At 38.9% G+C, this 21,371-nt stretch carries 17 protein-coding genes and 1 pseudogene; 4 read left to right on the plus strand and 14 right to left on the minus strand.

Features of this window, described 5'->3' with window-relative positions; translation table 11 throughout:
* Nucleotides 1-2 precede the first annotated feature (2 nt).
* Nucleotides 3-917 carry a glutamine amidotransferase family protein gene (locus QSG86_RS13385; protein ID WP_317032579.1) on the minus strand — a complete coding sequence of 305 codons (915 nt, stop codon included), beginning with the start codon at nucleotides 915-917 and terminating at the stop codon, nucleotides 3-5.
* A gap of 65 nt (nucleotides 918-982) precedes the next feature.
* Entirely contained in the window at nucleotides 983-2,380 is a 1,398-nt protein-coding gene (gene glnT, locus QSG86_RS13390; protein ID WP_317031960.1) for a type III glutamate--ammonia ligase, read from the minus strand.
* 293 nt (nucleotides 2,381-2,673) lie between these two features.
* On the opposite strand from glnT, the gene QSG86_RS13395 reads away from it, so the two are divergent.
* From QSG86_RS13395 to QSG86_RS13405, 3 genes and pseudogenes are all read left to right on the plus strand, one after another.
* Complete coding sequence (locus QSG86_RS13395; RefSeq protein WP_317031961.1) at nucleotides 2,674-3,273, plus strand: XRE family transcriptional regulator; 600 nt, start codon at nucleotides 2,674-2,676, stop codon at nucleotides 3,271-3,273.
* A 271-nt stretch (nucleotides 3,274-3,544) separates the two neighbouring features.
* A pseudogene (locus tag QSG86_RS13400) lies at nucleotides 3,545-4,854 on the plus strand (ammonium transporter).
* A gap of 356 nt (nucleotides 4,855-5,210) precedes the next feature.
* Complete coding sequence (locus tag QSG86_RS13405) at nucleotides 5,211-6,524, plus strand: ammonium transporter (protein WP_317031962.1); 1,314 nt, start codon at nucleotides 5,211-5,213, stop codon at nucleotides 6,522-6,524.
* A gap of 185 nt (nucleotides 6,525-6,709) precedes the next feature.
* Here the strand turns inward: QSG86_RS13405 and QSG86_RS13410 are convergent, their stop codons facing one another.
* The 7 genes from QSG86_RS13410 to QSG86_RS13440 form a co-directional block, all read right to left on the minus strand.
* Entirely contained in the window at nucleotides 6,710-7,372 is a 663-nt protein-coding gene (locus QSG86_RS13410) for a sarcosine oxidase (protein WP_317031963.1), read from the minus strand.
* Complete coding sequence (locus QSG86_RS13415; RefSeq protein WP_317031964.1) at nucleotides 7,369-10,287, minus strand: glycine cleavage T C-terminal barrel domain-containing protein; 2,919 nt, start codon at nucleotides 10,285-10,287, stop codon at nucleotides 7,369-7,371. Before QSG86_RS13415 ends, QSG86_RS13410 begins: the two co-directional genes overlap by 4 nt.
* Nucleotides 10,284-10,619 carry a sarcosine oxidase subunit delta gene (locus QSG86_RS13420; RefSeq protein ID WP_317031965.1) on the minus strand — a complete coding sequence of 112 codons (336 nt, stop codon included), beginning with the start codon at nucleotides 10,617-10,619 and terminating at the stop codon, nucleotides 10,284-10,286. The genes QSG86_RS13415 and QSG86_RS13420 overlap by 4 nt, the downstream gene beginning before the upstream one ends.
* 11 nt (nucleotides 10,620-10,630) lie before the next feature.
* On the minus strand, nucleotides 10,631-11,869 hold the full coding sequence (locus tag QSG86_RS13425) for an FAD-dependent oxidoreductase (protein ID WP_317031966.1): 1,239 nt from the start codon (nucleotides 11,867-11,869) through the stop codon (nucleotides 10,631-10,633).
* Nucleotides 11,870-11,914: 45 nt separating this feature from the next.
* The gene (locus QSG86_RS13430; RefSeq protein WP_317031967.1) at nucleotides 11,915-12,814 is read right to left on the minus strand and encodes a bifunctional methylenetetrahydrofolate dehydrogenase/methenyltetrahydrofolate cyclohydrolase FolD; all 900 of its coding nucleotides are present in this window, start codon (nucleotides 12,812-12,814) and stop codon (nucleotides 11,915-11,917) included.
* Nucleotides 12,811-13,677 (minus strand): formyltetrahydrofolate deformylase, encoded by an 867-nt coding sequence (gene purU, locus QSG86_RS13435; protein ID WP_317031968.1) that lies wholly within the window; start codon nucleotides 13,675-13,677, stop codon nucleotides 12,811-12,813. Before purU (QSG86_RS13435) ends, QSG86_RS13430 begins: the two co-directional genes overlap by 4 nt.
* Before the next feature lie 229 nt (nucleotides 13,678-13,906).
* Nucleotides 13,907-14,140 (minus strand): hypothetical protein, encoded by a 234-nt coding sequence (locus QSG86_RS13440; protein WP_317031969.1) that lies wholly within the window; start codon nucleotides 14,138-14,140, stop codon nucleotides 13,907-13,909.
* A 708-nt stretch (nucleotides 14,141-14,848) separates the two neighbouring features.
* Here QSG86_RS13440 and purU (QSG86_RS13445) point away from each other — a divergent pair.
* A complete protein-coding gene (purU, locus tag QSG86_RS13445; protein ID WP_317031970.1) occupies nucleotides 14,849-15,715 on the plus strand; it encodes a formyltetrahydrofolate deformylase in 867 nt (288 codons plus the stop codon).
* Between the two features lie 342 nt (nucleotides 15,716-16,057).
* Here the strand turns inward: purU (QSG86_RS13445) and QSG86_RS13450 are convergent, their stop codons facing one another.
* The 5 genes from QSG86_RS13450 to QSG86_RS13470 all read right to left on the minus strand — a co-directional run bounded on the left by QSG86_RS13450 (nucleotide 16,058) and on the right by QSG86_RS13470 (nucleotide 21,347).
* On the minus strand, nucleotides 16,058-17,188 hold the full coding sequence (locus tag QSG86_RS13450; protein WP_317031971.1) for an aminomethyltransferase family protein: 1,131 nt from the start codon (nucleotides 17,186-17,188) through the stop codon (nucleotides 16,058-16,060).
* 54 nt (nucleotides 17,189-17,242) lie between these two features.
* Complete coding sequence (locus QSG86_RS13455; protein WP_317031972.1) at nucleotides 17,243-18,265, minus strand: DUF3445 domain-containing protein; 1,023 nt, start codon at nucleotides 18,263-18,265, stop codon at nucleotides 17,243-17,245.
* A gap of 15 nt (nucleotides 18,266-18,280) precedes the next feature.
* Entirely contained in the window at nucleotides 18,281-19,225 is a 945-nt protein-coding gene (locus QSG86_RS13460) for a PDR/VanB family oxidoreductase (protein ID WP_317031973.1), read from the minus strand.
* Nucleotides 19,225-19,761, minus strand: coding sequence for a dimethylamine monooxygenase subunit DmmA family protein (locus QSG86_RS13465; RefSeq protein WP_317031974.1), 537 nt, complete (start codon nucleotides 19,759-19,761; stop codon nucleotides 19,225-19,227). Before QSG86_RS13465 ends, QSG86_RS13460 begins: the two co-directional genes overlap by 1 nt.
* 224 nt (nucleotides 19,762-19,985) lie before the next feature.
* Nucleotides 19,986-21,347: an NAD(P)/FAD-dependent oxidoreductase gene (locus tag QSG86_RS13470; RefSeq protein ID WP_317032580.1), complete on the minus strand. Its 1,362-nt coding sequence runs from the start codon at nucleotides 21,345-21,347 to the stop codon at nucleotides 19,986-19,988.
* Nucleotides 21,348-21,371 lie beyond the last annotated feature (24 nt).

Raw genomic sequence — 21,371 nt, forward strand, 5'->3', positions numbered from 1 at the left:
GTTTAAGCACTTTGTTCTACATTACGTTCCCATACATATAACGTTGCCGGTTCTGGTTCCCATACTTTGGCTTGATCAATATTTGGTAGTGAAGCTAGCGCTTGATATTCAGAAGCCATTGCAACGTAATCATCGGTTTCAGCCAAAACTGCCGGTTTACATGCAATTGGATCACGAATCACAGCAAAACCGTCTTTGGTCCCAATCGCAAAGGTAAAGAAACCATCTAGATCATCTAGTGCATGATTTAATGCCTGTGCCAAATTATCTCCTTGCTGCAACCGCCAAGTTAAATAGCCAGCAGCTACTTCTGTATCATTTTCTGTTTCAAAATGAATACCTTCCCGTTTTAGTGTTTGACGTAAACGAGCATGATTGGACAATGAGCCATTATGTACCAAACACAGATCTGCACCGGTGGAAAATGGATGACTCCCCTCCATAGTCACCGCACTTTCAGTCGCCATACGCGTATGACCAATAATATGACTACCCTTCATGCTTGATAGACCAAAACGCTGTGAAATTTCAACCGGTAATCCCATCCCTTTTAAAATTTCAATACTTTGTCCAACACTCATAATTTTTAATTGTGGTGCTAGCTCAGACACAGCACTACGAATAGTGATTTCATCAGATTTGGCTTTAATTACTGCAGCAGTCGCATTTTGAAACCATTCTATTTCGGTATCTAACTGTGTTTTTAATTGGCTAATCAATGCAGACCAATCAAAATGATCTTGTACTGATTGAAGGGTTAATTTGACCCAGCCATCGGCCACCTCATCACCATAAATGGCAAAACCAGCACTATCTGGACCACGACCTGTCATCGATTGCAGCATGGGTTCAAATAATTGGCCCAACTGTGATTCTAAAGCAGGATTTTTTAAATATAAGCCGACAATTCCACACATCATCATTCTCCATTGAATATGATTGATACATATATTTTTAAAATTAAAAGATTACATGGTTAGATTTAGAAAAATTCGGTATAACGCTGCACTTCCCAGTCTGAAACGTGGCGACTGTATTCCAACCATTCCATGCTTTTTTGTGTGATAAATTCATCGACAATTTGATGACCCAGTTGGGTTCTAAATAATGAATCCATCTTTAAAGCGTCAATGGCTTCTTTTAAAGACTGCGGTAAGGTTGCAATACCACGTGCAGCAATTTCTTCCAGTGTTAAGGTATATAAATTTTCATTACATGCTGGTGGTGGCATCAATTCACGTTCAATCCCATCTAAGCCTGCAGCAATAATTGCTGCTGACACTAAATAAGGGTTACACCCTGCATCTGGTAAACGTAGTTCTATACGACCATAAGGAATACGAACCATTGCAGAACGATTATTAGCGCCATAAGCAATAAATGCAGGTGCCCACGTTGCGCCAGATAGAGAACGACCAACCACTAGACGTTTATAAGAATTTACTGTTGGCGCACAAAAAGCACATAGTGCTGGTGCATGAGCCAGTAATCCAGCAATAAAATGATACGCCATTTTGGATAAACCCATCCCTTGTGGGTCTGTATCATCATGAAATAGATTGCTTGATTCTGCACTTCCTACCGACAAATGGAAATGCATACCATTACCTGCACGTTTTGGATCTGGTTTTGGCATAAAAGAACAGACAATACCGAGATCATTGGCAATTTCACCCGCAGCCATACGAAAGAATGTAAACATATCCGCAGAATTCATGGCATCGCTGTAGGTGTAGTTAATTTCAAACTGACCATTGGCATCTTCATGGTCAATTTGATAGATATCAAAACCCACAGGAATTAATGCTTCTGTTAAACGTTCTAAAAATTCACGTGAACGTGACAAACCTTTATAGTCATAACAGGGTTTATCTAAAGTATCTGAATCATCTACTGCTTTGAGTTTACCGTCCTCATCTCGGCGAAATAAGCTAAATTCAGGTTCTAAACCCGTATTGAGTGTCCATCCTTGCTGTGCTAGTCGCTCAACTTGCTGACGTAATACATAACGTGAATCATAAGGATGAGGCTGACCATCCACATATCCTTCGCATACAACACGGCCATAACCGGGTTGCCATGGTACGGGTGTTAAGGTGGATAAATCCCCTCTCACCATAAAATCTGGACCATGTGGCTGCATTCCCATACCTGAAATTGCAAAGCCAGCAAATCCAACGCCTACATTTTCAATTGCTTTTAAACCTGAGATCGGTACTGATTTGGTTTTTGCTGAACCATGAATATCAACAAACTGTGCCAATACGTACTTTAATTGATGTTCATCAATGACTTTTTGTACTTCTGGACGGTATTTAGGTTTGGTGATAATACTGTGCTGTTCTTCAAAAAACTCTTTTACAATGGCCTGCTGCAACATATTTGACATACTCCCAATATGACAAAAAATGATATTTGGCTCGAATAATGCAGAGAAATGCTTGCTCTTATATTATTCTAAATAAGAAACTTTATTTCCTATTAAGAAAGCAAATCCCTTGCCAACTTTATGCGTACGGCAAAAAAATTTGAATATATTGCTTGAAAGGCTTAATATTCCTAATGGGAATATTTTTTTCATAAAAATGTTTTTTTATTTACCATGGCGCTGAACACTAATTCTGATGAAGATTCAGCATAATTTAGAGTCAAAATAGTGCGAGTTGATCCATAATGAGACACAATAAAAACAGCCTAAAGCTGGAACAATATATTGGCATTCAAATCAAACGTTGCCGTCAAGAGCAAGGATTAAAGCTGGCAGATGTGGCACAAATTGCTGATATTAGCCAAGGAATGTTAAGTAAAATTGAGAATGCTCAGGTTTCAACAAGTTTAGAAACATTGAGTCGTCTATGTGAAGTCCTCGGTATTCCGCTTTCCACACTATTTAGTCAATATGATCAGCAAGAAAGCCATGCGATGATCGTGAAATCAGGTGAAGGAATGGAAGTTGTACGTCGAGGAACTGAAAAAGGTCATACCTATCATTTATTAACACATTCACGTGGGCCACGTAAAAATTTTGAAGCTTATTTGGTCAGCATGGATGACGCTAGCGAAGAATTTCCAATTTTTGCTCATCCGGGTACAGAAATGCTGTATCTAATCGAAGGAGAAATCATGTATCGACATGGCGATGAAGTATTTCATATGCAGCCTGGTGATTGCCTCACATTGGATGGTGAAATACCCCATGGGCCAGAACAATTAATGCAAGTCCCTATCCGATTAATTTCGATGGTTAATTATGGTGAAACTTCAACAGATTAATCGGAACTCAATAATATCTACAATGAGATGAGTCACGCCATTATTCAACAGTGACAAATCTCATTAGGCAGCGTATAGACTGCATTTTCCAGCCCCGTTCTTTACCCCCTCATTTTGTATGTCCAATACACATTGCATTTTCAATCGACTGGTACTGGTACAGGAATTGCTTTGCATAATAATAAATAAATATTCCCATCGGGAATATTGGTGAAACGGCAATACCATCATGCATTGATATAAACCGTGAATTTTAATTCTGGAGGGGCAAATGTGGATCAATACTTTTAAAACATTATTATGGCTAAGCCTATTAATCTCAGGCTATGCCAGCGCCAGTGAAACATTAGACACTGCATCCACGGTTTGGATGATGCTATCAACACTCTTGGTACTCTTGATGTTTATACCTGGCCTTGCACTATTTTATGGTGGCATGATTCGTGCAAAAAATATTCTTTCTATTTATACACAATTTTTTGCAGTTGCGGCTGTCGTCTGTGTTCTATGGTTAAGCTTGGTCTATAGCATCAGCGCAGATTCTAGCAATATGTCTGCAAATGTGACTAATATTCATAGTTTTATAGGTGGATTAAATAAAGTATTTCTTGTCGGTATTGATGAAAATACACTCATCGGAGGTATCCCTGAATATATTTTAATTGTTTTTGGTATGACCTTTGCCATGATTACCCCCTGTATTGCAATCGGTGCTTTTGTTGAACGCATGAAATTTTCAGCCATTCTACTCTTTACGATTCTATGGCTAGTATTGGTCTACGGACCAATGACCCATATGGTTTGGGGGGGGATGGTGCATTATTTCATAATTGGGGCGTACTCGATTTTGCAGGTGGTACAGCCGTACATATTAATGCCGGTGTTGCTGCTTTGGTGGGCGCTTGGGTATTGGGTGCACGTCGTGGTTGGCCAACTACGCCTATCCCGCCACATAATCTGGTCTACACACTCATAGGTGCTGCATTTTTATGGATTGGATGGTTTGGATTTAATGTCGGTTCAGCCTTTGCTGTCAATGCCTCAGCCACCATTGCCATGATGGCAACTATGGTTGCAACCTGTGGTGGTGTCCTCGGTTGGATGCTGATTGAAAGATTGCATACGCAACATGTAAGTGCACTTGGTTTGGCATCTGGTGCGATTGCTGGCTTAGTCGGCATTACGCCAGCTGCTGCCTATGTTGGACCTTTTGGTGCACTCATCATTGGCTTAATTAGTGCAATATGTTGTTTTTATGCCATTCGCACCTTCAAGTATAAAATGGGGATTGATGATGCATTAGACGTGTTTGCCTTACATGGAGTCGGAGGAATCGTGGGTTGTATCTTAACGGGAATATTCTGTATTCCTGCGCTCGGCGGTAAAGTGGAAGGTATTGTACTCTGGTCACAATTGACTGCACAAACTGGGAGTATCTTGTTTACTGTCATATATTGTGGCGTATTCACCTGGCTCATTATGATTGTGATCGAAAAAACTATCGGCTTACGTGTTACAGCAGAACAGGAACAACAAGGCTTAGATATTAGTGAGCATAATGAAGATGCTTACAATCACTAAATCAATCAACCAGACGGCCTAAATCCACTTTCAAGCTCAAATAGCGCCTCATTCAACTCAGCACTATTTGAGCAATAGCATGATGATCATTGTGACATGTCATCAACTACTGCTTTAGAGATATAGATACTGCTTTAGAGATATAGACCTCAACAAAAACAATCCATTATGCTAAAAGATTTAATGATTAAAATAATGCTATCTATATGAAAATCAACAAATAATAATATAAATTATGGTATGAGAGTTGCATCTGTTTTGATGAATTTCATTTTTGCATGAAATCATATTGCATCACAAAAATGAAAATGATCGTTGTAATGAGCATTTAAATTCATGACATTCAGGAGCAATTCATGATCATCAATAATTTAAAACAGTTACTTGGATGTATAAGCTTACTATTACCCGTGACTGCTTTTGCTGCAGACACACTTGATCCCGCAGCAACTGTGTGGCTTATGGTTTCTATTGTGATTGTCCTTCTTATGTTTATTCCTGGACTTGCCCTCTTTTATGGAGGAATGGTGAGGAGTAAAAATATTTTGTCGCTATTTACACAATTTTTTGCAGTAGCCGGTGTTGTTGGCATTCTATGGGTTGCACTGGTATATAGCTTAGCAACAGATACCAGCGGCATGCAGGCCGGTATCTACAACTGGCACAGTATTGTAGGAGGACTGGATAAAGCAATGCTGAGTAATATTACAGCAGAAACATTATCTGGAACCATTCCTGAATATATTGTCATTGTATTTTTAATGACCTTTGCCATGATTACGCCTTGTATTGCACTGGGTGGATTTGCTGAGCGAATGAAATTTGAAGCAGCTGTAATTTTTAGTGCACTCTGGATTGTGATTGTATATGGTCCAATGGCACATATGGTCTGGGGTGGCGATGGTGCATTATTTCATAACTGGGGAGTGTTAGATTTTGCAGGAGGAACAGCAGTTCATATTGCAGCAGGTGTCACCGCATTTGTCGGTGCGATGGTGCTTGGTAAGCGCAAAGGATGGCCGACGACGCCAATGCCACCTCATAATATGGTTTTTGTCATGATTGGTGCTGCACTACTTTGGGCAGGATGGTTTGGATTTAATGTCGGTTCTGCACTGGCAATTAATTCATCTGCTGCTTTAATCATGATGACCACAATGTTGGCAACCTGTGGTGGAATTATAGGGTGGATGTTTGCTGAAAAACAATATCGCGGTCACGTTACCTCCTTTGGCTTAGCATCTGGTGCAATTGGTGGTTTAGTAGGTATTACGCCAGCTGCTGCCTATGTTGGGCCTTTTGGTGCAATCATGATCGGAATCTTGGCCAGTATTGCCAGTTTTTATGCCATTATGACTTTAAAAAGAAAATTTGGTGTTGATGATGCCCTAGATGTATTTTCCCTACATGGTATTGGTGGCATTGTCGGTTGTTTATTGACAGGAATTTTCTGTATTCCTGAATTAGGCGGAAATATAGAAGGTATTGCTTTAATACCACAATTTTTTGCACAATTGGCCAGTATTGTTATGACATTTGCTTATGTGGGTATTCTGAGTTGGATTTTACTTAAATTAATCGATAAAACCATTGGCTTACGAGTGACGACAGAACAAGAACAACAAGGTCTAGATGTCAGCGAACATAATGAAAGTGCTTATAATCATTAAATTGATCATAGATCAAACCACTTTAAGCATGGTTAAAACAAAGCAAATATTTTAAATATTTGCTTTGTTTAATCCATATCGAAAAAAATAATGCTTCACTACTCACTTTCCATTATCTTTCCAGAGCATCATAAAAAGGCTGTTTGATCAATATCAACAGCCTTTTGTCTAGAGTTAGCTTACATCTATGGATTTAATAAGGCATCTACTCCTGCTGCTTTGCCACCAAACTCAGCAATCGCATCCAACAGTACTTGCCATAAATATAATGCAGCAGCACGATCACATAAAATATTGAATTTCTGTGTTTGTAAATCACTTACATTTAAAATAATACCATTAATACGGGCAATCGATGTCTGTACCACCTGCCCGACAGAAAATGCGTCAGCAGATAAATCTACAGCGCATAATTTCGCCATGACCTGCGCAATATGATGTCCTGTTAATTGAATCCACGCATGACTATCTTGCCGAGCCAATAAATAATTTGCTCGGCCATCTGCGCGCCAATCTTGTTCTAAAGTACGAACATTTTCACCAAAATTCAACAATCCCCCTAATAGTAAATATTCATAATGAGAAAGCTTTGCAACCAAGCTACCATCCTTTTGCTGACATAAGCTGTTAGGCTGTTCAGGAACTTGAAAACCATGTTCAGTTAAAAAATCTGCACTGTCCAGACCGCGAAAACCTACGCGGGGTAGATGGGTTAAATCAATAATGGCACATTGCTGGATTTGAGCAAGATCATCTCCTGCTAACAATAAAGTATCTTGACCAAAGATTTGATAGGCTGGTGAACATTGTTGTATTGGACTTTGTGCAGTAGGATACAAACGATTCATGAGGTGATCTCCTGACGACTATTATTCGGATCGTAAAAAGGTGCTTTCACCACCGTGGCATAAACAAGTGCTCCTTTTTCCACACGAATTGGAAATTGCTGCCCAATCTCACTTTGCTCAATACCCACATAAGCTAAACCAATAATTTGATCTAAAGTTGGTGAATATTCACAAGAAGTGATATGTCCAGTAATGTGTTCATTATTTAAAACAATATGACCCTCTAACGGTTTTTCATGTTGTTTATCTAAAACAAAGGCCACCAATTTACGTTTTAATGGCTGTTGCTGTAAAATTTCAATCGAACGCTTGCCAACAAACCAAGGTTTATTTTTTGCTACCGCCCAAGATAAATCAACTTCTTGAGGATGGGACATACCATCCGTATCTTGACTGACAATAATATGACCTTTTTCTAAACGTAATAAACGCTGTGCTTCGACACCAAATGGTTGTATAGAAAATGCTGTACCCGCTTCAATTAATAGATCCCAAATAAACTCACCATAACGTGCAGGGAAATGAATTTCATAACCTAATTCCCCGACAAACCCCACACGTAGAATACGTACTGGAATTCCTTCGATTGTGCCTAAGCGTAGGCCTAGATATGGAAAAGCCGTGGCACTAAAATCAACATCGTGACAGACTTGCTGCATGACTTGACGTGAATTTGGCCCTGCAATATTAACGGCCGAAAATGCAGTGGTAACATTCGCAATATCAACATTTAAACGCCATTGCGCATTCCATTTCAGCATTTGCTGATAAATCCGCTCTACACCACTGGTTGTTGCTGTCACATAAAAATGATCTTCACTTAATCGTCCAGCAACACCATCATCAATAATCACCCCATCTTCTGCAGTCATCACGGCATAACGGGTTTTTCCAATTGGTAATTTGGTAAATGCAAAAGTGTATAAACGATTAATAAACTCAGCACTATCTGGACCACGAATATCTAACCCACCTAGTGTCGAAACATCAATAATGCCCACCTTTTGTCGTACATGACGTACTTCATTTTCAATATGCTGTAAACGTCTGGCAACATCACCATAATATGCTGGACGTTGCCAATTACCAGCCGGCATCATTTGCGCACCAGCCTCTAGATGACGTCGATGCATTGGTGTCTGGCGGTATGGATCAAAACCACGGCCAGCAATATGTGCCAGTTTTTCTGCCGTAAAGGGTGGCCGCGCTGTAGTGACACCCGTTTCACTGACCGTACGATCTGTATATTTGGCCACTAAGCGTGCTGTCGGCAACGCAGAGTGACGACCTTGTGATGGTCCCATACCCACAGTAGAAAACCGTTTAACAAGCTGAATATCTCGATAACCAGATTTAGTGGCATTAATGATATCGCGAATTTGTAAATCTTCATCGTAATCAACAAATTCCTTGCCTTTAGGATGTGGGAAAATTGGCCAAGGAAAATTGATAGGTGGTTCTACAAAATCCATTTTCACTGGTGTCTGCGCTTGTCCTGAAATCTCAGCAACTGCCCGTAATGCGCTCTGTGTGGCATGCTGTAGAACATGATCTAATTGATATAGCCCGCTAACAGAACCACTAATTTTTAAACCTTCAGGTAAACCTGAAATACTAAATTGAGCATGGATATCGTCATAACTTAATTTCGCACCTACCTGACATAATAATTGATACACAGGCATATAACCTGAAGACATCGCCAAAACATCACAATCAATTTTTGTGCCTGTCTGAGCGACTTGACCTTCGGCAATAATACTGCGAATCTCCACAGCCACTAATCGCTGTATTCCTTTAGCTGCAATTGCTTCATATACCGTACTATTTAAATATAATGGAATATTTCGTTCGCTTAAGGCTTGATGTAATAGTGGATCATGAGCAGCCATACGCATATCGACTAAAGCCGCGACATGGATACCTGCTTCAATTAAATCTAAAGCAGCTAAATAACCATCATCATGTCCTGTTAAAATGACAATATTCTGGCCAGGACGAACTGCATATAATTTAACCAACCGCTGTACCGCACTGGTCAATAATATTCCCGGTAAATCATTATTACGAAAAATGACCGGTTGATCAAAACTTCCGCTTGCCACAATACATTGTTTAGCACGAACTTTATACATGCGTTTTGCTTGAATCACGGGTAAATAGTGATCAGTAAACCATGCATTACAAATTGCTTTCCGAAGTATCGTAATATTTTGATGCTGTTCTACATCAGCGATCAATTGATGTGCCAATGCTGTCGCTTTTTGTCCAGCAACATCAAAACGAGCATAATTTAAACTACCACCCAGCACTTTATCTTGTTCAATTAAAATCACTTTTAGGCCAGCATCAGCCGCAGTGAGTGCAGCTTGTAATCCTGCAGGTCCGGCACCAATAATGGCAATATCGGTAAATAAGTAGGCTTTATCGTAATACTCAGGCTGAAAATTTAAATCAAGTACACCCAGACCTGCTTTTTTACGAATCAAAGGCTCCCATAATTTCCAAACACCTTTTGGTTTATAAAATGAACGATAATAAAAACCTACTGGCATAAATTTAGAAAAACGACCTAAAAATGCATCAGTATCTTTCATTAAAGAACCTGCATAATTTTGGCCCATGGCAGATAAACCTGATGTAATTTCGGTATGATCTGCCAATACATTGGCTTCATGTGGTAATTGAATCAATGTATTGGCATCTTGGCCAGCCATCGTTAATGGTGCACGTGGACGATGATATTTAAATGATCTCGAAATAATCCAACGTTGATTGGCAATCAATGCACTGGCAATACTATCGCCCATATAACCTTGAAAAGTCTGTTGATCAAATTGAAAAGTTACTGGCTGCTGACGATCAATTTGACTACCATAAGGTAAAGGCAGTCGATCTAAACTTGCTGCTTTCATACGGCCATCCCCTGTACTTCATTTGTTTTATTACCCGTTTTTTCAACAGCAATCATGGTAAATTCCACACGACTGTTAAACATTTCACGCGCATCGAAAGTCGCTAGAATTTCATCTGTAATCGTATGTCTTTGCGCAATAAACCAATAATTAGTGGGGGTATGCATCCACCACTCAAAAACTTCACCTGCAATATTATTCTTATTAAATACATAATCTGCCCATTGTTCATCACTACAACTGTTTTGATCAGGCATGGTCTTAAGCTCACCACCATAAGTAAATTCACTGATATTTCGTAGACCGTTTAAGGGACAACGCATCATTTTCATGTTATTACTCCTTAATGACTCGCCGCAGTGGCGCCCATTTCATTGACTTGTTGAAAGCGGCTAAAACGTGATAATTCAAACGGCTTAATTAAGTCTGGTGTCTGTCCTGTCGCTACCAATTGCGCCATGGTTTTGCCACAAATAGGCGTCGATTTAAATCCCCATGTTCCCCAACCCGCATCTAAATAATAATTGTCATAAGGTGATTTACCCATAATTGGACTATAGTCCGGTGTCATATCAGTAATCCCCGCCCACTGCCGCATCAGTTTGACATTGGCCATAAACGGAAACATTTCAATCGCATGTGCCAATAAACTTTCTTTTAAATCAAGTGTTGAACGTGTGTTATACAATGGATATGGATCTGATCCTCCACCAAAAACAATTTCACCGCGACTGGTCTGTTGTACATAACAATGTAATGCCGACGAACTGACCAATGGATCAATAAAAGGCTTAAATGGTTGCGAGACCATGGCTTGTAAGGGAAAGGTCTGAATGGGTGATTTAATATGCAGCTTGTTCATTAAAATGCTCGATGCACCTGCTATTGCCTGTACCACACAGCCACATTGGATTGTGCCGCGATTGGTTTTGACCGCAGTCACATGATGATCATCACGCACAAAATCTTGTACTTCTGTTAACTGATGGATTTCTACACCACGTTTGGCTGCTTCTTTGGCATATCCCCATGCCACAGCATCATGACGTGCTGTAGCACCATCCATATGCCAGAGCCCTGCCAAAACGGGTAAATGTGCTGGATCTAAATTAAGACATGGCACTAACTCTTTAATTTGCTGACGATCAATCATTTCGGTGCGGCCACCAAAATGTTTATTTACTTCAGCACGTTGACGAAATGCACGTACTGTGGCATCCGTATGTGCCAAGGTGAGCTGGCCACGTTCTGAGTACATGATATTAAAATCAAATTCGTTCGATAAATTTTTAAATAAATTAACTGATTCCGAATAAAATTTTACGCCTTCAGCAGTTAAATAATTGGAACGAATTACGGCAGTATTGCGTGCGGTATTTCCTCCACCAAGATAGGCTTTTTCCAAGACAGCAACATTCGTGATACCTTGGTATTTTGCAAGATAATATGCCGTTGCTAAACCATGACCGCCAGCACCAATAATGACCACATCATAATGTGACTTCAATTCCTTTGGTGGAGGCAGATCAACTTCAACAGGATATTCACTGCTTAATCCGTATTTGAGCAGACCAAGTGGCATGATTTTTTCTCCAAGGCATATCTTTCAATGCCGCTATCTCATGATCTAAAATGATTGAATCTGCAGACGTGCAGCGTTAAGCGTATTTTTCATTAAATAGGCAATCGTCATAGGACCTACACCACCAGGCACCGGTGTAATGGCTTTGACCTGAGAGACTACATCAGCAAAATCAACATCTCCGACCAAACGGTTTTGACCATTGTGTTGTATACGGTTAATACCAACATCAATCACGACTGCTTGTGGCTTAAGATAAGACGCATTAATCATGTGAGGTTGACCCACAGCTGCAACTAAAATATCTGCGGTCTTACAGATTTCCTGAATGTTTTTTGTCCGTGAATGGACGATCGTAACTGTACAATTTTCTTGTAATAACAAGGCTGCCATTGGCTTTCCAACAATATTAGAACGCCCCACCACCACAGCATGTAAACCCGATAAATTTTCGCCCAAGGTTTCTTTTAATAAACGAATACAACCTGTTGGTGTACAAGGTGTTAATACATCGCGGCCTTGACTCAGGCCACCCACATTTTCACTATGAAATCCATCTACATCTTTGATGGGATCAATCCGCTGTAACACCAGTATTTCATCAATATGTGCAGGTAATGGCAGTTGTACTAAAATGCCATTTACTGTAGGGTCTGCATTCAATTGATCAATTTTTTCTAATAGTATTTCGGCTGTTGTTTCTGCAGCAAAACGAAACTCTAAAGAACGAATTCCCACCTCTAAAGCTTTTTCAACTTTATTACGAACATAAACATGACTTGCAGGATCATCACCCAGCAAAATCACGGCCAGACAAGGTTCAATTTGTTGTGCTTTAAGCAGTTGTACATCGGCTTTAATTTCTGCCAATACACGTTGTGCAATAGCTTTACCATCAATAATGGACATCTCAGTCGATGTCGGTATTTGAGTAACTAAATTCATTTAAAAATCACCGTACGATCATCATTTAAAAACACACGGTGTTCCACAAAGTATTTCACTGCTTTGGATAATGCCACCGTTTCTGTATCACGCCCTACTGAGACTAAATCCTCAGGTAAATAGGCATGATCCACACGTTGTACTTCTTGTTCGATAATTGGACCCTCATCTAAATCCCCTGTGACAAAATGTGCAGTTGCACCAATCAGTTTTACGCCACGTTCAAAGGCCTGATGATAAGGTTTGGCACCTTTAAAGCCCGGTAGGAATGAATGATGAATATTGATGGCACGACCAGCCAATTGACGGCAAAGCTGATCAGAAAGAATTTGCATATAGCGCGCTAAAATCACCAGTTCAGTCTCTGTTTCATCGATGATTCTAAGTAATTCGGCTTCTTGCTGTGCTTTGGTTTCTTTATTGACAGGGAGGTAGATAAAACGTAATCCTTCACGTTCAGCAATTGGGCGTAAATCTAGATGATTCGACACAATTGCAGTAATTTGAAAATCCAATTCTCCTTTGTGATGGCGATATAATAAATTTAAAAAGCAATGATCAAACTTACTGACCATAATCATCACTTTCATGGGTGAATTACAGTCATAGAATGACGCTTGCATATCAAACTGTTGTTCGATTTGGACAAAATTTGTTTTTAAGCGCTCTAGATCGTCTATTCCATCTTCAAAACGAAAAACGATACGGGTAAAGAAGTAGCCAGTAACTTCATCATCATACTGTGCCATTTCACTAATATAACAACCATTTTGAGCTAAACACCCGCTAATTGCAGCGACAATACCAGAGGCAGCCGGACAACGGATCTTAAGTATATATTGAGCTGGAACATGCTGTGGCATAGGACTGTTTCCTATTAATTGTAAATTTTCAGCGTTGGATTGATAATGAAAAAACTTTCTTGTTAGGAAATTTATTTTCATTATGGGAATTTATATCGGATTTTTTTTATGCCGTCTAGCATTTTTGATGAACTTTTTTTATTTTAAATAATTTTTTTAAGTTTTTGATTTTTATACAGATATAGCAAAGCACCAGCAGGAAATTTCTCTCCTGCTGGTCATTTTTCTTCTAACATAAAACATCCACGCGATGAAATTGTTTAAGCTGCATTAACATCTGAAATGGCTGTGAAGATTGCATTAAATCATTCATCTGTTCATGAAATTTATGAGTTAAACTTTGATTACAACGAATCATCCATCCTTTCATAAACTTTTTATTCATGTTCAACATATACACTTCACATGTGGTCGGTGTTAATAAACGAATTTTCTTAATCACAAAGTGCTCTGGATAACTCATAATCTTCTCCTTGAGAACGTTCATCAAATCAAAAGCAAATAACAAGCCAATTATTTTAAGTAGTTAATTAATAATATTTTTTTATAATGATTAAGAAAATATTCCCAATAAGAATATTTTTTGCATTAAAATTGCACATTTTTTTTAAAGCCATGCACCAAGATATTTAAATGCAGTCTATTAATATGATTGAATTGTTGATTGATATGCTCTCAGCACTAAACTTTAGGTTTAAGCAATTCGTATGTCCTTGTATATTCAAGTTAAATATCATAAATGAATGCTTAATTTAATATTCCTTCCATCTCGCCGATGACTGTGCTATTCATCCCACCTAACAACAACTACTGCTGCGCAGCATAATAAATAGAGAATTGCCTGCAATCAGTTAAAAACTGATGATGACTGAGAAGCATCAAGATCAAACCTTCAAATGATCGATCAAACCCGCAAATAAATCATCTTGGATACCACGTTATTACCCAAACGATTTACAACATTATTTATTTTAATTATACCTATTAAAAAATAAGACTACTCACAAAGACATACTCACAAAAAGTCATTGAATTTAAACAATAAATATAGACAAAAACCTTTGTTTTTTTATATAAAATTTATATGAAATTAACTTTTTATTCGTGATTTTTTTCATGCTATATCAGCAAAATTATATTTTTTAACTGAGTTTTAATTGGAGTATTACGCATGCTAACATCTCATTTGAGTGAATATATTTTAAAAGTGCATTGTCCGGCTGCCTCTGGTATTGTCGCTGCAATTAGCGGGTGTTTAGCTCAAAATGGTTGTTATATTAGTGAAATGGCACAGTATGATGATGAAGTTACTGGCTACTTCTTTACCCGTATCGTTTTTCGTTTTGAAGATGGAATAGACGATCTAGAGCGCTTAAAAACAAATTTTGCCCAAATCGAACAACAGTTTGATATGCAAGCGTCATTCTATGACTGTAATTCACCCATGAAAGTGATGATTATGGTCAGTAAGTTTGATCATTGCTTTTTAAATTTATTATATCGCCATCACAAAGGAGAATTGGATTTTCAAATTACTGCAATTGTGTCGAATCATCTAGATTTACGCCCAATTGCTGAACGTGAAGGATTACGTTTTATCTACCTCCCTGTCAATAAAGAAACCAAAGCACAGCAAGAAGCCGAATTACTTAGAATCATCGATGAAACAGAGACTGAACTGGTGATTTTAGCGCGCTATATGCAAATTCTTTCTGATCAGCTTTGCCGTCAATTGGCTGGTCGTGCCATCAATATTCATCATTCATTCCTACCGGGCTTTAAAGGTGCCAAACCTTATCATCAGGCCTTTGAACGTGGCGTAAAACTGATTGGTGCAACTGCACATTTTGTCACAGGGGATTTAGATGAGGGTCCAATTATCGAACAAGAAGTACAACGTGTGGATCATGCCTATTTACCTGAGGATTTAGTCTCAGTAGGGCGTGATACAGAAACGGTGGCATTATCCAAAGCAGTGAAATACTTTGTGGAACACCGTGTGTTTTTAAATGATGATCGTACGGTGATTTTTAAATAAAATCACTTGCATCAACAGTAGTCAATTTGACCTATTCCCATCACCACACGGCAAGCCGTTAGCATGGTGGGAATCTTTACACCCTGTGCATATTTAGAAGAGGATGACTTTTTTGTTGACCAATTAGCTTTGTCATCGAGTTCTTGAAATGCTTTTTTTAAATAGTCTGTAATAATTGTTTTGTAATACCAATAGCCAATTGAAGACCAAGCAAGTATATCCAGAGTACTGACTAAATAACGCCTATTATATTTTAATCGGATAAATACGGTTTTTTACATTGAGTATTAATCTAATAAAATCCTGCGATAACGCAGGATCAGCTCTATCCAAGGCTAAAAATCAACCTTTTGCAGTACGCTTTAATTTTTGTGGATCATCAAAAGGTAATGTATGTGCAATAGCATTTACTGCTACACTTCCCTTCACTTGCAGTGCCTTGCCTTGTTCAGCATAAGGTAGGGCTAAACGCGCAATTGCCACAGTTTGCTGTGTTAATGGAGAATGCATACCACAGGTGATTACACCTACCTGTTGATCACCATCCCATAAGGTATCTCCCATGGCTGGAGCCTGCTGACCCTCTAATAAAACACCAAAAATTTTAAAGCGTGCTTTATCTTTTAAACGTCGATGTTCATAACAGCCGCGGAATTCGCCTTTATCTGGTGAAACCGTAAAATCCAATCCTAACTCCCATAGCGTATCGCCACAAACATCATGCTCAAATGGAAAATATTCAGAATTATCATAAGGGAAAAATAATAGATAACTTTCCGTACGCAACCAATCCAGTGTGGTAAATGAGCATGGCACAATACCATAAGCTTGACCGGTCTTTAAAATCGTCTCCCAAATCATGGCAGCATCGGCAGCTTTACAAAATATTTCATAACCACGTTCACCGGTATATCCAGTACGCGAAATCATAACAGGGGCACCAAATAGTCTGGTTTGGATATGATGAAAATATGCCAAATCACGAATACCAGGAACATGTTCAGCCAAATAATCAACAGCTAACGGTCCTTGTAAGGATAAGTCATGCAAATCGTCATCAAACAAGATCGCAACCTGACGCCCAAGGGCTGAGCGTGATAACATCTCATAGCCAATTCCTGTACCATGTACCACCATAAAAGCATTTGGTCCAGTACGATAAATGACACAATCATCAACAAACTTGCCTTGTTCATTGAGCATAGTGGCATAGACTGATTTTCCAGGATATAGTTTCGAAATATCACGGGTGGTTGCATATTCCAGTAAACTTTCTGCATGTGGTCCTACATAATGTACTTTTTTAAGTCCCGAAACATCCATCAGTCCAGCTTTGGTACGAATCGCCAAATAATGATCTGCAATATCACTATCATAAGTCCAAGCGGTCCCCATTCCATTCCAGTCTTCTAATTTCGAGCCAAGCTGACGATGCTGTGCTGCTAAAGCTGAAATACGCCAAGAATTTGCCATGTCATCATTTCCTTATCAAATCATTTAAGTTGGTCTAAGTGAGTAAAATTAAAATTATGGGTGATCTGTTGAATCAAATTGAGATAACCATTGCAAAAGTGGCTCACGATATTCATCAATACCTTTATATTGCGCAATCGATTGTGGCAAATCTCGAATGACTCGATACAAACGTTTTGCCCATGCAGGATTACGCGTTAAATCATTCAAACTAATCAGATAAGTACGAATACTAAATAACAATGCATTACTACGTGCCAAACGTGGCATCATTTGTAACTCAACACGTAAGTACACCATTTCGCCAGCATTATCGACTGTAACCATGCCACGCTCATGTCCCCATAAATGATAGGTTTCCGAAGAGGTATCCATTCTTGGATTAATGGTCATTGTCCAATTTAAACGGCGATAAGGTTGCCCAACCTGAATGTTTAATAAAAATTTTAAGGCGCGATCAAAAACACCTAGTTGATGTGCTAATTGAGGCACTGGTGCATGCCATTGCTTAAAACTCATCCCAGCATCGAAATGCAGCGACCAATCGGCTGGCCCTGTAATCATGCCAGCATCCATAAATAGGTCACCTTCTCGCTGATCGAGTAGTGCTACATCCCCTTGAAATTGCCGGCTAATAAACTCAAAAGGATGTAATGCTAAACTATTGTCATCACCAAAAATAAAATGCACATCAATATTTAAAGGACGGTTTATCCAATGCCAATTCAGTCCGTCCTGTTGCAATTGAAAATGTTCAGGATAATTTTTTGCATAATGTTGCATCACCATTTCTAAAAAATCCCAGCTTGCTTGGCGCATATGTGGCATAACAATACATCGCTTAGGATCTTGCGCTAAAGTTAAACGGCGTTCATTCATTTCTGTGACATAATGTTCATCAATATCAAACCAGTGCTCAAAAATGCTATCGGGTTTTGCCAGTGCTGGTTCAATATTGACAGAATACATATATTGATCTTCAGGAAATGGAAATGGAAAACGTGCAATGGCTTGCTCACTATTGTGATAGCGAAATTCATCGCGCATATTTTCATCATGATTAAATTGAACAGTCATACAGATCTCTCAAAGTTATAAGGCTAAATGTAAAATATGGCCGGATTTTGCTCTAGAGACACAAGGCATCAACTGTGATGCCTGCTCCTGTACCGTTAAATAGTGGTCTAAATGTGCTACTTCCCCTTGCGTATAAGCTGTACTACACTGACCACAAACCCCACCACGACACAAATTAGGAATCGCTATGCCATGTTGTTCTAAAGCCTCCAGTAAACTGAAATTACTTGGAATATGAATTTTTCGCTGGCTTTGAGTGAGCAGCACATCAAATGCTTCACCAGCCGCAGGTGCTGTAAATTTTTCCCAGTGCACTCTATGTCTAGACCAGCCTAATTGCTGTGCTGTATTCACCACGGTACCAATTAAACGCTCTGGACCACAAATATAGACATGACTCTGTAAAGACTGCTGTTTGAGTAATTTTTCAATATCTAAGCGTTGTTGAGTTTTTTCTGAATAAATGTGCACATGTTCATCAAATAACTGCTTTAACATCAATTCATAGGCATTGCTTATTCCATCACGACAGGCATAATGCAACTCAAAACTATCACCCGCATGTAATAAATATTTCATATGTGATAAAAAAGGCGTAATACCAATCCCACCTGCAATAAACACATGATGTTTGGCCTGTGAATGTAAGGCAAATAAATTCAACGGTGCAGAAATATCTAGCGAATCCCCCACCTGAACATGCTGATGTAGATATTGTGAGCCACCTCGTGACTTGTCTTGTAAACGAACAGCAATTTGATAATGATGTTGTTCATCAGGATCATTTAATAAAGAATATGCATTATGAATAACCCTGTCCTTTAGCGGTAACTGCACCACAATATGACTGCCAGAAGAAAACGGTAATAAAGGTTGATGTTGCGCTGTTAAAGTGAACTCTCGAATCATAGGGGTGACTTGTTCAATATGTGTCACACAAACCGATAATGTATTAGACATCAACTGATTGCTCCTTGAGACTGTTGTACATTGGCACATACGCCCATATATGCACCTAAGCGCTCAGAAAAATGACTCCGAATCAATAAATTAAGATTACAATGTTGACAAGTACAATACTCTACTGCGGTGGTATGCTGAGTTCGTCCACAATGAACACAATAGATTTTTTTTACATTTTGTTTAGGCTCAGTTAAATCGAGTAGCAAACTCATTTCTTCTTTTAGGCAACCATGGTAAATCAGGCATTGTTGTATTTCCCAAATAAATGCTTCAGTACCACATACCACGATGTGAATTCCAGCATATTCAAGACATAACCTATCTTGTAACTGATTTAATAAATTTGCCAATGCATCATCTTTACGCTGATTGTCAAGCGTAAATACTTCACGACACTGTTGAACTTTAAGTTGCTGAAAAAGTTGCTGCGCATACGGTGATGTTGCATTTTCAAGTACCAAAATATAGGTGGGTACATTGAGATGAAATGTATCTAGACTCAGATATTTTGGCGTACTGTGCATAATTTCCATGATGACGACCACCCCCATATAGAACGATATAAGTTAATATTTAAAGCTTTTTTTTTGATTCGACCATCCCCTGTAAATCTTACTCACTAAGGGGTAGTCATCTTTAAATATTAATATTTTTCAAATAGATAAAAATGCAGCATATCGATATAGCTGCAATAATATGTCTGGAATCGTAAGATGATTAATTGCGGCATTAGATCAAAAAGAATATCAATCTGCCACTATCCCGCATTTTGCATCGGAATATCAATTTGCAAATAAGCCTCTAGCGAGTCATCTAAGGCTTCTAGCCATGGGGTATGATGTGCAACTGCCATCGTACCTGTAATCAATGAGCGATACGTCTGATCACGAAAGGCCAAAATATTTTCTTTCTTATGTTTTTTCCATGCTAAAAAAGTCTGTCGAACCGCTTCAATATCAAAACAAGGATAATCGGTCTGCTGAATGAGACGTAAAATATAATCACCTTGGAACTTAAACATTGCCGCGGCATCCTGAAGATTTTTTTCTGCGTCATGCCAAGCTTGCGTATCTTGTTGCATCAATGCCTTATCTGGTAATTCAATTTTACCCAGCATCACATCACGTGCATACCATGCCTGCGCATCAAACATATTAAATGAGTACCACTGATCTTGCATACCGAGATAAAACAAACGTGGATTATCTTCCCAGACCACGCCATGATATAAATTGAGTGGGTATAGAATATTATTGGTTTTTAAGCGTAATTCTTCCTGCATAAATGGAAAGCTGTGTAAATAACCTGTACACAAAATAATGGCATCAATCTGTGCAGTGCTACCATCGATAAAATAAGCATGTGTTCGGTCAACCCGAATTAATTGTGGTCGTTCAGACCAATTATCGGGCCACTGATAACCCATCGGCGTATGACGATAACAACTGATAATTTGCTTTGCACCATACTTATAGCATTGTGAACCAATATCTTCAGCAGAATAACTACTTCCAATTAATAATACATTTTTGTCTTTAAACTCTAATGCATCGCGAAAATCATGTGCATGCAATATGCGTCCGGCAAAATGAGAAAAACCTTCATATTCCGGAATTTTGGGTGTAGAAAAATGACCCGATGCAACCACCACAAAATCAAAACATTCACGATAGCTTTGGTCAATGCTATGATCATGAATCGTGAGTGTAAATTGTTGACTGGTAGTATCGTATTCGACATGACGTACCGCACTATTAAAGCGTACATATTTGCGAACATCTGCTTTTTCTACGCGCCCTTTAATATAATCCCATAACACTGCACGTGGTGGATAAGAGCCAATTGCACGACCAAAATGTTCATCAAAACTATAATCTGCAAACTCCAAACATTCTTTTGGGCCATTTGACCATAAATATCGATACATACTGCTATGGACTGGTTCACCATATTGATCTACACCGGTATGCCATGTGTAATTCCATTGCCCTCCCCAATCTGTCTGCTTTTCAAAACAAACGATTTCCGGTATATCTTGGCCTTTACTTTGTGCAGATTGAAAAGCACGTAATTGTGCCATACCGCTTGGTCCTGCCCCAATAATCGCAACACGTGTCATCATTGATCTCCAAATGATTTATTA

The sequence above is a fragment of the Acinetobacter sp. SAAs474 genome (assembly GCF_032823475.1).
Classification (GTDB): Bacteria; Pseudomonadota; Gammaproteobacteria; order Pseudomonadales; family Moraxellaceae; genus Acinetobacter.